Origin of the sequence: Rhizobium sp. Root1212 (assembly GCF_001424985.1) — a bacterium.
Classification (GTDB): Bacteria; Pseudomonadota; Alphaproteobacteria; order Rhizobiales; family Rhizobiaceae; genus Pararhizobium.
In genome coordinates this window covers 114,109-127,210 of the sequence record NZ_LMDA01000002.1, presented here as the reverse complement: position 1 = coordinate 127,210, position 13,102 = coordinate 114,109, and the positions used below count along the sequence as shown (strand labels likewise).

Here is a 13,102-nt window from a genome sequence, read left to right as displayed (position 1 = left end):
GACGACCCTTCCCGAACGCAAGCGTGGCTCTGGCGCCAAGATGGTCTACGACCTTGTGCGCGACGAGATTCTCGATCTGGTTCTGCCGCCTGGCAGCCCGGTGGACGAGGTGCAGCTTGCCGAGCGTTTCAAGATGTCGCGCACGCCGATCCGCGAGGCGCTGGTGCGGCTGGCGGGCGAAGGGCTGATCGATACGCTGCCCAACCGCTCGACCATGGTGGCGAGCATCGATTTCCTCAACATGCACACCTTCTTCGACGCGCTGGTGCTGATGTACCGGGTGACCACCCGGCTTGCCGCGCAGTATCACCGGCCGGAGGACCTGGAGATCATCCGGGGCTTTCACGAGGACTATGCCCGTGCCCTCAAGGCGCGCGATACCCAGGCGATGATCGCCACCAATGCCGCCTTCCATGCGGCGATCGCCGATGCCGGCCGAAACCCCTATTTCACCGGCCTGTTCCGCCGGCTGCTGGACGAAGGCCGCCGCATCCTGCGGCTCTATTACCAGTCCTACGACGAACAGTTCCCGCAGCAGTTCGTCGACGAGCACGCAGCCCTTCTGGCCGCCATCGCCGCCCGTGACGTCGAGGCGGCCGACCGGCTGGCCAAGGAGCATGCCGAGCAGATCGTGCGCCAGATCCAGACGCTGTTCACCCGCAACGACCGGCTGGATATCGGGCTGTAGGCGGCCTGCAGACGGCTACCGATTTTTGCATATTTCTTGTCGACAAATAAAATACAATACGCTATGGTCCCCTCAATAGGGATGGACACGGCATGCCCGCTGGTGTGGCCTGCCGCTTTCAAAACCACCCAGAGGAGCGCGACATGAAGGCGAAGATTTTTTCCGGCGTCATCCCGGCCCTGATGACCCCCTGCAAGGCTGACCGCAGCCCCGATTTCGACGCGCTGGTGCGCAAGGGCCAGGAGCTGATCGCCAAGGGCATGTCGGCCGTGGTCTATTGCGGCTCGATGGGTGACTGGCCGCTGCTCACCGACGCGCAGCGCATGGAAGGCGTCGAGCGCCTGGTCAAGGCCGGCATTCCGGTCATCGTCGGCACCGGCGCCGTCAACACCGCCTCTGCCGTCGCCCATGCCGCCCATGCCCAGAAGGTCGGCGCTCAAGGGTTGATGGTCATCCCGCGCGTGCTGTCGCGCGGTTCGGTCATCGCCGCCCAGAAGAACCACTTCAAGGCGATCCTGTCGGCTGCCCCCGATCTGCCGGCGGTCATCTACAACAGCCCCTATTACGGTTTCGCCACCCGCGCCGACCTGTTCTTCGCGCTGCGCCAGGATCACAAGAACCTCGTCGGCTTCAAGGAATTCGGCGGCGCTGCCGACATGCGTTATGCCGCCGAGAACATCACCAGCCGCGACGACGACGTCTCGCTGATGATCGGCGTCGATACCTGCGTCTTCCACGGCTTCGTCAATTGCGGCGCCGTCGGCGCGATCACCGGCATCGGCTGCGTGGCGCTGGAGCTGGAAGCCGCGCTCGGCGTGCTCTCCTCCTTCGACGAAGGTCCGGATCTGGTGCTCTACTTCAAGCACATGATGGTGCTGAAGGGCGAYGCCGAATACGCGCTGCACTTCAATGCCGACGACGCRCTTTCCGACAGCCAGCGCGGCTATGTCGAAGCCCAGCTCAAGCTGTTCGACACCTGGTATGCCGAATGGAGCAAGTTCCCCGGCGCCGTCCAGAAATACAAGGCGTAAGGCCTCTCAGAAGAGCAGAAGGGCCCGAAAGGGCCCTTTTCAATTTGTTCGACAACCACCCTCATGTGGTAGCCTCGATCAAGTTGGCGATTGAGTATTTGCATACATAGAGTATGCAAGGCTTCGGCAAATACGGTTTGTCTTTCTAACGCCCTGTCAGGGCGAATTCCTCTTCAGTGAGAAAGGTACGTCAAATGGCTTTCACCCCCAACGGTAAACACCTCGTCGCCGGGCAATGGCTTGACGGGAACGGCACCTTCACCTCCGCGCCCGCCCATGGCCCGGCGCATGACTTCGCCGTCGGCACGGTGGAACTGGTGAACAAGGCCGCGGAAGCCGCCGAAGACGCCTTCCTCAGCTACGGCTATTCCTCTCGCGCCGAGCGCGCCGCCTTCCTGCGCGCCATTGCCGACGAGATCGAGGCGCGCGCGGATGCCGTCACCGAGATCGGCACGCAGGAAACCGGTCTGCCGGTCGCCCGCCTGCAGGGCGAACGCGGCCGCACCACCGGCCAGCTCCGCCTGTTCGCCGATCATATCGAGAAAGGCGACTATCTCGACCGCCGCTTCGACGCCGCCCTGCCAGAGCGTCAGCCGGCGCCGCGGCCGGAAATCCGCCTGATCCAGCGGCCGATCGGCCCGGTCGCCGTCTTCGGCGCCTCCAACTTCCCGCTCGCCTTCTCGACGGCCGGCGGCGACACGGCCGCGGCCCTTGCCGCCGGATGCCCCGTCGTCGTCAAAGGTCACTCGGCTCATCCGGGCACCGGCGAGATCATCGCCGAAGCCGTGCTCGCCGCCATCCAGAAGACCGGCGTGCATCCGGGCGTCTTCTCGCTCATTCAGGGCGGCAACCGTCAGGTCGGTGAAGCCGTAGTACAGCATCCGCTGATCAAGGCCGTCGGCTTCACCGGCTCGCTGGCCGGCGGCCGCGCCCTCTTCAACCTCTGCGCCGCCCGTCCGGAACCGATCCCCTTCTTCGGCGAACTCGGCTCGGTCAATCCGATGTTCCTGTTGCCGGAAGCCATGAAGGCCCGTGCGGAAGGCATCGGCCAGGGTTGGGCCGGCTCGCTGACCATGGGTGCCGGCCAGTTCTGCACCAATCCGGGCATCGCCATCGTCCAGGACGGCGCGGATGCCGACCGCTTCACGACCGCTGCCGCCGAGGCGCTGTCGAAGGTCGCCCCGCAGACCATGCTGACGGATGGCATCGCCAAGGCCTATCAGGATGGCCAGGCGCGTTTTGAGAGCCGTAACACGGTGAAGCCGCTGCTGACGACTGAATCCACCGGCCGCAACGCCCTGCCGAACCTTTTCGAAATCTCGGGCGAGCAGTTCCTCGCCGATCACGCGCTTTCGGAAGAAGTCTTCGGCCCGCTCGGCCTCGTCGTGCGCGTCTCCTCGATCGATGAGATGGAGCAGCTTGCCCGCAACTTCGAAGGCCAGCTGACGGCGACCATCCACATGGATGCCGGCGACCTCGACGACGCCAAGCGCCTGCGCCCGTTCCTGGAACGCAAGGCCGGCCGCGTGCTGGTCAACGGCTTCCCGACCGGCGTCGAAGTGGTCGATTCCATGGTGCATGGCGGCCCCTACCCGGCCTCCACGAATTTCGGCGCAACGAGCGTCGGCACCATGTCGATCCGCCGTTTCCTGCGTCCGGTTTCCTACCAGAACATGCCGGAAGGCCTGCTGCCGGAAGATTTCCTCAACTGATAGCTGAATGTGGACCGGGTCTTCCGAAACGGAGGCCCGGTCCACATTTTTTTGCATACGAGCTATATACTTTTTGCATATTATTTGTATTTTAGAACTTGATTGACGCTGAGGTGTAAGGAAGGCCCTAGACCCGCGTAAATCGTCCAGAACAATCCAGGGAGAGAGTAATGAAGAAGACCTCGGTCCTCGCCTTCGGCCTCGTGGCCGCCACCGCCCTCACCAGCCCGGCCAAGGCCGATAAGCTGGACGACATCATCTCGTCCGGCACGCTGCGCTGCGCCGTCGTTCTCGACTTCCCGCCGATGGGCTCGCGCGACGAGAGCAACAACCCGATCGGTTTCGACGTCGATTACTGCAACGATCTGGCCAAGGCGCTCGGCGTCACCGCCGAAGTCGTCGAGACGCCCTTCCCGGAACGTATCCCGGCCCTGATGTCCGGCCGCGTCGACGTCGGCGTCGCCTCGACCTCCGACACGCTGGAACGCGCCAAGACCGTCGGCATGACGATCCCCTATTTCGCCTTCGAAATGGCCGTCACGGCAAATGACAAGTCGGGCGTCAAGTCCTTCGAGGACATGAAGGGCAAGACCGTCGGCGCCACCGCCGGCACGTTCGAAGCCATCGCGCTCGAAAAGACGATGAAGGAATTCGGCGCCGGTGAATTCCGTCCGTATCAGACCCAGGCCGACGTCTTCCTCGCACTGAGCCAGGGCCAGATCGACGCCACGGTTTCCACCTCGACCGTTGCCCAGGCCACCGTCAAGAGCGGCAAATTCCCCGGCATCTCGGTCGTCGGCAAGGCGCCCTACGATATCGACTATGTCGCGCTCTTCACCAACCGCGAAGAATACGGCCTGATCAACTACCTGAATCTGTTCATCAACCAGCAGGTTCGCACCGGCCGTTACAAGGAACTCTACGAAAAGTGGGTCGGCGGCGAAGTTCCGTCGCTTTCGGTCAACGGCGTTTATCGCTAATCTGCCGTTTTGAAGGCGGCGCGGAAGCCTCTTCCGCGCCGCAGATCGTTTCCGAAGGGTGAGACGGCAATGTTCAGTTACAATTTCCATTGGAATCAGGCGTTCAAGGCCCTGCCCCAGATGCTGGACGGTGCTTTGGTCACGCTCCAGATCGCGCTTCTTTCCATGGCCATCGGCCTCGTCGTCGCGCTCGCGCTGACGCTCTTCCGGCTGTCCGGCAACCGCATACTGAATGGCTTTGCAACCGTCTGGGTCGAGATCGCGCGTAACACGCCGGCGCTCTTCCAGATCTACATGGCGCATTTCGGGCTGGGCAGCTTTGGCATCCACTTGAGCCCCTATACGGCGCTGCTCATCGGCATCGCCTTCAACAATGCCGGCTATCTCGCCGAGAACTTCCGCGGCGCGCTGAAGGCGATCCCGGAAACGCAGACCCGCGCCGGCCGCTCCCTCGGCATGACGCCGCTTCAGGCCTTCCGCTATATCGTCATGCCGCAGATGCTGCGCATCGCCTTTCTGCCGGCCACCAACCAGATGGTCTGGGCGATCCTGATGACCTCGCTCGGAGTCACTGTCGGCATGAATACGGATCTTGCGGGCGTCACCCAGGCGCTGAACGCGGTGTCTTTCCGTACCTTTGAATTCTTCGCGCTCGCAGCGGTCATCTACTACGTGATCGCCAAGGCCGTGACGGTGTTAGCCCGCCTCGCCGCCGCGCGCATGTTCCGTTACTGAGAGAGGGGCAAACCATGTTCGATACCGCTCTCACCCTCGCCGATCTCGGCTTCCTCGCGCAAGGCGCGCTGATGACCCTTGCCGTCACGGCCGTCTCCGTCATCGCGGGCACGCTCCTTGGCGTCATTTTCGGCGTGCTCCGCAACCAGCTCGGCACCTACTGGTCGCTGCCGATCACCTTCCTGCTCGATATCTTCCGTTCCGTGCCGCTGCTCATCCAGCTCGTGCTCGGCAATGCGGCCCAATCGATCCTGAAGCTCGGCTGGGCTCCCTTCACCACCTCCTGCGTGGTGCTGTCGCTCTATACGGCGGCCTATTGCACCGAGATCGTGCGCGGCGGCATTTCCGCCGTGCCGACAACGACGCGCCGCGCCGCACGCTCGCTGGGCATGACCTGGTGGCAGGACATGCGCTATATCGTAGCGCCGCTCGCCACCCGCGTCTCGCTGCCCGCCTGGATCGGCCTGACGCTCGGCGTCATGAAGGACTCGGCCCTGGTGCTCTGGCTCGGCCTCATCGAGCTTCTGCGCGCCTCGCAGATCCTCGTCACGCGCCTGCAGGAGCCGCTGTTCATTCTGCTGATCTGCGGCGCCATCTACTTCATCATCAGCTTCCCCATCGCCCGGCTCGGCGGTTATCTTGAAAGACGGTGGTCCAATGATTGAGATCGAAAACGTCCGCAAATCCTTCGGTCAGCTCGAAGTCCTGAAGGGTATCAATCTCACCGTGCAGAAAGGCGAGGTGCTGACCATCATCGGCGGCTCGGGCTCGGGCAAGTCGACGCTGCTCACCTGCATCAACGGCCTTGAGACCATCGATGCCGGCCGCATCGTCGTCGATGGCACCGATGTTCATGCCAAGGCGACGGACCTCAACAAGCTGCGCCGCAAGCTCGGCATCGTCTTCCAGCAGTTCAATGCCTTCCCGCATCTGACCGTCTTGGAAAACGTCATGCTGGCGCCGGTCAAGGTGCTCGGCCAGTCGAAGGCCGAGGCAGAAGCCATGGCCGTCAAGCAGCTTACTCATGTCGGCCTCGGCGACAAGCTCAAGGTCTATCCAAGCCGCATGTCGGGCGGCCAGCAGCAGCGCATGGCGATCGCCCGTGCGCTCGCCATGTCGCCGGCCTACATGCTGTTCGACGAAGTGACCTCGGCGCTCGACCCGCAACTCGTCGGCGAAGTGCTCGACACGCTGCGCATGCTTGCTTCCGAAGGCATGACGATGATCTGCGTTACCCATGAAATGAAGTTCGCCCGCGAAGTTTCCGACCGCGTCGCATTCTTCCACAAGGGCGTGATGGCCGAGATCGCTCCGCCGGAAGAGCTGTTCGGCGCGCCGAAGAACCCCGAGCTGCAAACCTTCCTCGCCGCAACGCATTGAGACCGTGATGAACACTGAAATTCAGCCCGACGTCGTCGTCATCGGCGCCGGCGTCGTCGGCCTGTCGGCTGCCATCGCCGCCCAGGCGCGTGGTCTCACCGTCACCGTACTGGAGCGCGAAGCCCCGGCCGCCGGCGCTTCCGCCGGCAATGCCGGTGCCTTCGCCTTCACCGATATCCTGCCGCTCGCCTCCCCCGGCATCCTGAAGAAGGCGCCGAAATGGCTGCTCGATCCGCTTGGGCCTCTCAGCGTGCCGCCGTCCTATGCGCTGCAGATCGCGCCGTGGATGTTCCGCTTCTGGCGCGCCTGTTCGGCAAGCCGCGTCGCCCATTCCACCACGGCGCAGACCGCGCTGATGGACCTGTCCAAGGCCGAACTTGAGCCCTTCCTCGCACAGACCGGCACCGCTGCCATGCTGCGCAAGGAAGGCAATCTGCAGGTCTATGAAAGCCAGGCCGAACTGGATGCCTCGATGCCCGGCTGGAAGGCGCGCGAAGCGCATGGCGTCGAATTCCGCCACATGGGCGCTGCCGACATGGCGGCGATCCAGCCCGGCCTTGCGCCGCGCTTCACGCATGGCACCTTCACGCCCGGCTGGTATTCCATCGCCGATCCGAAACTCTACACGCTGGCGCTCGCCGATCATTTCCGCGCCAAGGGCGGCACGATCGAACGCGTCGAGGTCTCCAGACTGCACCCGATCGAGGGCGGCGTCGAAATCCGCACGGCCGATGGCCGCACGCGGCGGGCGCAAAAGGTCGTGCTGTGCGCCGGTGCCTTCTCGCATCAGGTTGCCCGCACGCTCGGCGAAGCTATCCCGCTCGAAACCGAGCGCGGCTACAATACGACACTGCCGCCCGAGGCCTTCGACCTGCGCACGCAGGTCACTTTCGGCGGCCACGGCTTCGTCGTCACCCGGCTTTCGACCGGCATCCGCGTCGGCGGCGCGGTGGAGCTTGGCGGCCTGAAGCTGCCGCCTAATTTCAAGAGGTCGCAAGCCATGCTGGAAAAGGCTCGCGCCTTCCTGCCCGGCCTGAAGCCTGAAGGCGGGGTGCAGTGGATGGGCTTCCGTCCGTCGCTGCCCGACAGCCTGCCAGCCATCGGCCGCGCCCGCGCAACGCCTGATGTCATCTACGCCTTCGGCCACGGCCATCTCGGTCTCACCCAGTCGGCCGGCACCGCCCGCCTCGTCGCCGATCTCTTGACAGACCGGCCGACGACCATCGACATCGCGTCCTTCTCACCACAACGTTTTTAGGAATCGCCCCATGGCAAACCTCTCGGCCCGCAGCATTCTTGCCGGAACAGCCTCCGGTCCGATCATTGCAGCCGGCGAGGCGCTAAGTTTCTGGGGTGGCGTCGATCCGGCGACGGGCCGGGTCATCGACGTGCACCACCCGCTGCATGGCGTGACGATTACCGGCGGCATCCTTATGATGCCGTCGAGCCGCGGCTCCTGCACCGGTTCCGGCGTGCTGCTGGACATGGCCCTGACCGGCCGCGCGCCAGCCGCCCTCCTCTTCAGCGAAGCGGAGGATGTTCTGACCCTCGGCGCGCTGATCGCCGCGGAAATGTTCGGCAAGTCGCTGCCGGTGTTGCGCCTGTCGCACGAAGCCTATGATGCGCTCTGCCGCGCGAAGACGGCGACGATCGGCGACACCGCAATCGTCGCCGACGGCCTGGCCATCCCCGTCTCGCCGCCCGCCACCTCAGCGCTCGACCTCACGGAAGACGACCGCGCCATGCTCGACGGCCGCGATGGCGTCGCCGTGCAGCTGGCAATGCGTATCACCGCCGCCATGGCCGCGCAGCAGGGGGCGACGAAGCTGATCGACGTGGTTCAGGGCCATATCGACGGCTGCATCTATGCAAGCCCCGCCAACCTCACCTTTGCGGAAAAGATGGCCGACATGGGCGCCAAGGTGCGCGTGCCGACCACGATGAACGCCATCTCCGTCGACCGCGCCAACTGGGAAAAGCAGGGCGTGCCGCAGGATTTCGGCGACCCGGCCGCCCGCCTCGCCGACGCCTATGTGCGCATGGGCTGCCGCCCGACCTTCACCTGCTCACCCTACCTGCTCGACAGCGCCCCAAAAACCGGCGAGGCCATCGCCTGGGCCGAATCGAATGCGGTGATCTTTGCCAACACCGTTCTCGGCGCCCGCACGGCAAAGCACCCCGATTTCCTCGATCTCCTGATTGCGCTGACCGGCCGCGCGCCGCTCTCGGGCGTCTATCTCGAAGAGCACCGCAAGGCGCGGCGCGTCATCGACGTGGACCTGCCCGAAAACATCGACGACGCCTTCTGGCCGCTCGTCGGCTATCTCGCCGGCCGGGCCGCGCCCGACCGCATTCCTCACCTGCGCGGCCTTGCCGCCGGCAAGCCAACGCGGGACGACCTGAAAGCGCTATGCGCCGCCTTCGGCACCACCTCCGCCGCCCCGATGCTGCACATCGAGGGCGTCACGCCGGAGGCCGAGGACGCCGCCGCGCCGGAGGCGGACCGCGCATCCATCACCCGCGCCGACATGACCGACGCCTGGACGATGTTCAACGACGGACCGGCCGAGGTCGAACTCGTCGCGATCGGCAGCCCCCATGCCTCGGCTTCTGAGTGTCGCACGCTGGCAGATGCCCTTGGCGACCGCAAGCTGCATGAAAGCGTCGCCGTGATCGTCACGGCCGGGCGCGATGTGATGGCAGAAGCAGGCGACGTGCTGGCCCGGCTGAGGGCAAGCGGGGTGCAGGTCCTGCCCGATCTCTGCTGGTGCTCGATCTCCGAGCCGGTCTTCCCGCCGAAGACCCGCACCCTCATCACCAATTCCGGCAAATATGCCCATTACGGCCCCGGCCTTTCCGGCCGCACCGTGCGCTTCGGCAATCTTGCCGATTGCATCGAGGCGGCGGTGACCGGCCGCGTACCCCAGCGCCTGCCGGCGTGGCTCGCCTGAGCGAGCCAGCCGGAAAACGCCGCATCCGGGATCAGATATCCATCGGCCAGGTATCCGACAGCCGGTAGCCGGCGGGGAACGGATCTGCCGGATCCACCATCAACTGATGCGTGCCTACGATCCATGCGCGGCCGGCGATAATCGGGCTGATGGCCGATTTGCCGTTGAGATCGACCGCGCTGTCGATGCTGCAATGGAATTCCGTATCGATGATCGACTGACCGACAAACTTGTCGCCGACCTTCATCTGGCCCCTCGCATGCAGAACGGCCATGCGGGCCGAGCAGCCCGTACCGGTCGGCGAGCGGTCGATCTTGCCGGGTCGGATGGCGACGGCGTTTTTCCCCCAGAGAACACCGTCCTTCATCTGCACGGGATTGGTGATCTGGCAGAACGAAATATGGTTCCAGTCGTTGACGGGATGTTTGAAGCCGAGCTGTTCGTTGGCGGCCTCGGTGATCTTCACGCCGATGCGGGCGATATCGCGCGCCTGATCCGGCTGCAGGCTGAGGCCGAGCGAGGCCGCATCGACGAGCACAAAACTGTCGCCGCCATAGGCGGTATCGACCGTGATCGTGCCGATGCCTTCCACTTCCAGCTTGGCATCGAGCTTGTCGGCGAAGGACGGCACGTTGCGCACATGAATGCGCTCGGCCTTGCCGTTGCGGCATTCCGCCTCGACCTCGATCAGGCCGCTCGGCGCTTCCAGCGTCATGCGGGTGATCGGTTCCTGCATCGGAATGATGCCAGTGTCGAGCAGCACCGTCGATACGCAGATCGAGTTCGAGCCGGACATCGGCGGCGTATCGGCGGGCTCCATAATGATCCAGGCCATCTGCGCCTTGGGATTCTTCGGCGGAACCAGCAGGTTCACATGCCGGAAGACGCCGCCGCGCGGTTCGTTGAGGACGAAGTTCCGCAGCGTCTCGTCCTCGGCGATCCAGCGTGACTGATCCCAGACCGTATCGCCGGGCGGCGGAGCCACCCCGCCGACGATCACATCGCCGACTTCTCCTTCGGCATGGCAACTCACGACATGAACGAGTTTTGAACTACGCATAATTGAACCTGACACTTGCGTTGATCGATGCCGCCGCAGGCCCGATGCCTGCGAGCGGCGACTTGGAAGATTACCGGAAACGGGCGGATGAAAACCAGCCCTTGCGGCTAAACGTCACCACTGGCAGCCAGCAGTTCACGGGAATAGTCTTCAACCAGACGCCCCTCCTGAAGCTGGCGCCGGTCGAGCGTTTCGACGATGCGCGCGTCGCGCATGACCGCCAGCCTGTCGCACATATGCGCGATGACCGCGAGATCATGGCTGACGATGACGAAGGTCAGGCCGAGGTCGCGTCGCAAGCGACTGAGCAGGTTGAGCACCTCCGCCTGGATGGAAACGTCGAGCGCCGAAGTCGGCTCGTCGAGCAGCAGCACCTTCGGCGACAGTGCCAAGGCCCGCGCGATGGCGACGCGCTGGCGCTGCCCGCCGGACAGCTCGTGGGGAAAGCGGAAGCCGAACGCCCCCGGCAGACCGACCATTTCGAGCAACTCGCGCGCCCGCTGTTCGCTGTTGTCGATGCCATTGATCCGCATCGGCTCGGCGACCGTGCGTGCGATGACGAAACGGGGATGCAGGGACGCGTAAGGGTCCTGGAAAACCATCTGCGCCCGCCGCGCCAGATCCTTTCGCCCCGTCGATTTGACGGGCGCGCCCTCGATCTCGATCGTGCCGTTCCAGCTGCGATTGAGGCCCATCATGGTGCGCAGCACCGTCGACTTGCCGGACCCCGACTCGCCGACCAGCCCGAAACTTTCGCCGGCTGCGACCGAAAAACTGACGTCGCGAACGACGGTGGCGGCGCCGAACGTGACATTGAGATTTTCAACGCGGATCATGGCTGCCCCTCCGGATTGGCCCAGCCGGCCTCCCGCTGCAGCACCGGCAGCGGATCGCCCGTGCTCTGGATCGACGGCAGGCAGGCGAGAAGGCCGCGCGTATAGGGATGGCGCGCATTGTGCATCTCGTCGGCGCGCAGGGATTCGACGATACGCCCGGCATACATGACCAGCACCCGGTTACAGAACCGGCTGACCAGCTTGAGATCGTGGCTGATCAGGATCAGCCCCGCGCCCCGGCGCGTCACCAGTTCGTCCATGATCGACAGGACCTGCGTGCGCACGGTGACGTCGAGCGCCGAGGTCGGCTCGTCGGCCACCAGCAGTTCCGGCTCGCGGGCCATCATCATGGCGATCATCACCCGCTGCCCCATGCCGCCGGAAATCTGGTGCGGATAGAGATCCATCACCCGTTCCGGCGAACGGATATGCACGGCCTCCAGCATGTCGATGGCGCGGCGGCGCGTCTCGGCCCCGGAAAGCGCCGGATAGCCGATGCGAAACGCCTCCATGATCTGCCGCCCCACCTTGAGAACCGGATTCAGCGAAAATTTCGGGTCCTGCAGGATCATGCTCATGCGCCCGCCGCGCAGCTTGCGCCGCTCCCGCGGGGAGGCCTGTAGAAGGTCGATGCCATCGAAGCGCAGCCGGTCGGCGCTCATGCGCGCATGCTCCGGCAGCACGCCGAGCAGCGCCCGGCTGGACAGGCTCTTGCCCGAGCCGGATTCGCCGACGATGCCGAGTTTTTCGCGGGCGAGGAGTGAGAAGGACACGCCACGCACCGCCTCATGCCATCCGCCATCCTCGCGCGGAAAGGCGATGTGCAGGTTTTCGACGTCCACCAGCGGCTTGTCACTCATCCGCGTTGCCTCAGATGAGGATCGAGAAGGTCGCGCATCGCATCTCCCAACAGATTGAAACCAAGGCAGACGAGGAAAATCGCAATGCCCGGCATGGTCGCCACCCACCATTGATCAAAGATGAATTTGCGGCCTGTCGAAATCATCGCTCCCCATTCCGGCAGCGGCGGCTGTGCGCCGAGCCCGATAAAGCCCAGGCCCGCCGCAATCAGGATGACGCCCGCCATGTCGAGCGTCATGCGCACGATCACCGACGACAGGCACATGGGCATGATGTGGCGCACGATGAGATAGGCCTGCGAGGCGCCGGCCAGCCGGGCGGCATTCACATAATCCGCATTGCGCACCACCAGCGCCTCGGCCCGCGCCATGCGCGCATAGGGCGGCCAGGCCGTCAGCGTAATCGCAAGAACCGCGTTGAAGATGCCGGGACCGAGCGCGGCGACGAAAGCCAGCGCCAGCAACAGCTTCGGCACGGCAAGGAAGACGTCGGTGATCCGCATGAAGATTTTGTCGACGATGCCGCCATAGGTGCCGGAAATCGCGCCGACGACAAGCCCCACCGGCGCGGCCGTGACCACCACCTGCAGCACGATCATCAGCGTCAAACGCGAGCCGTAGAGAATGCGCGTGTAGATATCGCGCCCCAGCTCGTCGGCACCGAGCCAGAATTCCGCCCCCGGCGCCGACAGGCGCTTGGCGAGGTCCGGCAGATACGGATCATGGGTCGAAAGCAACGGCGCAAAGATAGCGCAAAACACCAGCAAGATGAGAATGGCCAGACCGGCCATGCCAAGCCGATTGCGCCTGAAGCGGCTGACAAAGCGGTTGAACTCGGCCCGGCGCGCCATGCGCAGCGCCTGTCGCGA

General features: G+C 64.5%; 13 protein-coding genes. 9 read left to right on the top strand and 4 right to left on the bottom strand.

The genetic code is table 11. The features are described 5' to 3' along the window. From ASC86_RS07685 to ASC86_RS07645, 9 genes are all read left to right on the top strand, one after another. Positions 1-688 (top strand): GntR family transcriptional regulator (locus ASC86_RS07685; protein WP_056318755.1); only part of this gene is annotated, 688 nt, incomplete at its 5' end. Positions 689-831: 143 nt separating this feature from the next. Next, on the top strand, positions 832-1,719 hold the full coding sequence (locus ASC86_RS07680; RefSeq protein ID WP_056318699.1) for a dihydrodipicolinate synthase family protein: 888 nt from the start codon (positions 832-834) through the stop codon (positions 1,717-1,719). Between the two features lie 194 nt (positions 1,720-1,913). Continuing rightward, positions 1,914-3,431, top strand: a complete 1,518-nt coding sequence (locus ASC86_RS07675; RefSeq protein ID WP_056318695.1) for an aldehyde dehydrogenase (NADP(+)) — start codon at positions 1,914-1,916, stop codon at positions 3,429-3,431. Positions 3,432-3,601: 170 nt separating this feature from the next. Next, on the top strand, positions 3,602-4,411 hold the full coding sequence (locus ASC86_RS07670; protein ID WP_056318692.1) for a transporter substrate-binding domain-containing protein: 810 nt from the start codon (positions 3,602-3,604) through the stop codon (positions 4,409-4,411). Between the two features lie 69 nt (positions 4,412-4,480). Next, positions 4,481-5,146, top strand: coding sequence for an amino acid ABC transporter permease (locus tag ASC86_RS07665; protein WP_056318690.1), 666 nt, complete (start codon positions 4,481-4,483; stop codon positions 5,144-5,146). 14 nt (positions 5,147-5,160) lie between these two features. Next, entirely contained in the window at positions 5,161-5,811 is a 651-nt protein-coding gene (locus tag ASC86_RS07660) for an amino acid ABC transporter permease (protein ID WP_056318686.1), read from the top strand. Next, the gene (locus ASC86_RS07655; RefSeq protein ID WP_056318684.1) at positions 5,804-6,526 is read left to right on the top strand and encodes an amino acid ABC transporter ATP-binding protein; all 723 of its coding nucleotides are present in this window, start codon (positions 5,804-5,806) and stop codon (positions 6,524-6,526) included. The genes ASC86_RS07660 and ASC86_RS07655 overlap by 8 nt, the downstream gene beginning before the upstream one ends. A 7-nt stretch (positions 6,527-6,533) precedes the next feature. After that, on the top strand, positions 6,534-7,784 hold the full coding sequence (locus ASC86_RS07650; RefSeq protein WP_056318681.1) for an FAD-dependent oxidoreductase: 1,251 nt from the start codon (positions 6,534-6,536) through the stop codon (positions 7,782-7,784). A gap of 10 nt (positions 7,785-7,794) precedes the next feature. After that, positions 7,795-9,477: an aconitase X gene (locus tag ASC86_RS07645; protein ID WP_056318678.1), complete on the top strand. Its 1,683-nt coding sequence runs from the start codon at positions 7,795-7,797 to the stop codon at positions 9,475-9,477. Between the two features lie 31 nt (positions 9,478-9,508). On the opposite strand, the gene ASC86_RS07640 is transcribed toward ASC86_RS07645, so the two are convergent. The 4 genes from ASC86_RS07640 to ASC86_RS07625 form a co-directional block, all read right to left on the bottom strand. Next, positions 9,509-10,537, bottom strand: a complete 1,029-nt coding sequence (locus ASC86_RS07640; RefSeq protein ID WP_056318675.1) for a proline racemase family protein — start codon at positions 10,535-10,537, stop codon at positions 9,509-9,511. A gap of 107 nt (positions 10,538-10,644) precedes the next feature. Beyond that, entirely contained in the window at positions 10,645-11,373 is a 729-nt protein-coding gene (locus tag ASC86_RS07635) for an ABC transporter ATP-binding protein (protein ID WP_056318670.1), read from the bottom strand. Beyond that, the gene (locus ASC86_RS07630) at positions 11,370-12,233 is read right to left on the bottom strand and encodes an ABC transporter ATP-binding protein (protein WP_056318667.1); all 864 of its coding nucleotides are present in this window, start codon (positions 12,231-12,233) and stop codon (positions 11,370-11,372) included. Before ASC86_RS07630 ends, ASC86_RS07635 begins: the two co-directional genes overlap by 4 nt. After that, positions 12,230-13,084 (bottom strand): ABC transporter permease, encoded by an 855-nt coding sequence (locus tag ASC86_RS07625; protein ID WP_244477559.1) that lies wholly within the window; start codon positions 13,082-13,084, stop codon positions 12,230-12,232. Before ASC86_RS07625 ends, ASC86_RS07630 begins: the two co-directional genes overlap by 4 nt. Between the last annotated feature and the right edge of the window lie 18 nt (positions 13,085-13,102).

Excerpts from the sequence above, each read along its gene's own strand:
- ASC86_RS07675 (WP_056318695.1), top strand. The coding sequence starts at position 1,914 with ATGGCTTTCACCCCCAACGGTAAACACCTCGTCGCCGGGCAATGGCTT.
- ASC86_RS07670 (WP_056318692.1), top strand. The coding sequence starts at position 3,602 with ATGAAGAAGACCTCGGTCCTCGCCTTCGGCCTCGTGGCCGCCACCGCC.
- ASC86_RS07665 (WP_056318690.1), top strand. The coding sequence starts at position 4,481 with ATGTTCAGTTACAATTTCCATTGGAATCAGGCGTTCAAGGCCCTGCCC.
- ASC86_RS07660 (WP_056318686.1), top strand. The coding sequence starts at position 5,161 with ATGTTCGATACCGCTCTCACCCTCGCCGATCTCGGCTTCCTCGCGCAA.
- ASC86_RS07655 (WP_056318684.1), top strand. The coding sequence starts at position 5,804 with ATGATTGAGATCGAAAACGTCCGCAAATCCTTCGGTCAGCTCGAAGTC.
- ASC86_RS07650 (WP_056318681.1), top strand. The coding sequence starts at position 6,534 with ATGAACACTGAAATTCAGCCCGACGTCGTCGTCATCGGCGCCGGCGTC.
- ASC86_RS07645 (WP_056318678.1), top strand. The coding sequence starts at position 7,795 with ATGGCAAACCTCTCGGCCCGCAGCATTCTTGCCGGAACAGCCTCCGGT.
- ASC86_RS07640 (WP_056318675.1), bottom strand. The coding sequence starts at position 10,537 with ATGCGTAGTTCAAAACTCGTTCATGTCGTGAGTTGCCATGCCGAAGGA.
- ASC86_RS07635 (WP_056318670.1), bottom strand. The coding sequence starts at position 11,373 with ATGATCCGCGTTGAAAATCTCAATGTCACGTTCGGCGCCGCCACCGTC.
- ASC86_RS07630 (WP_056318667.1), bottom strand. The coding sequence starts at position 12,233 with ATGAGTGACAAGCCGCTGGTGGACGTCGAAAACCTGCACATCGCCTTT.
- ASC86_RS07625 (WP_244477559.1), bottom strand. The coding sequence starts at position 13,084 with ATGGCGCGCCGGGCCGAGTTCAACCGCTTTGTCAGCCGCTTCAGGCGC.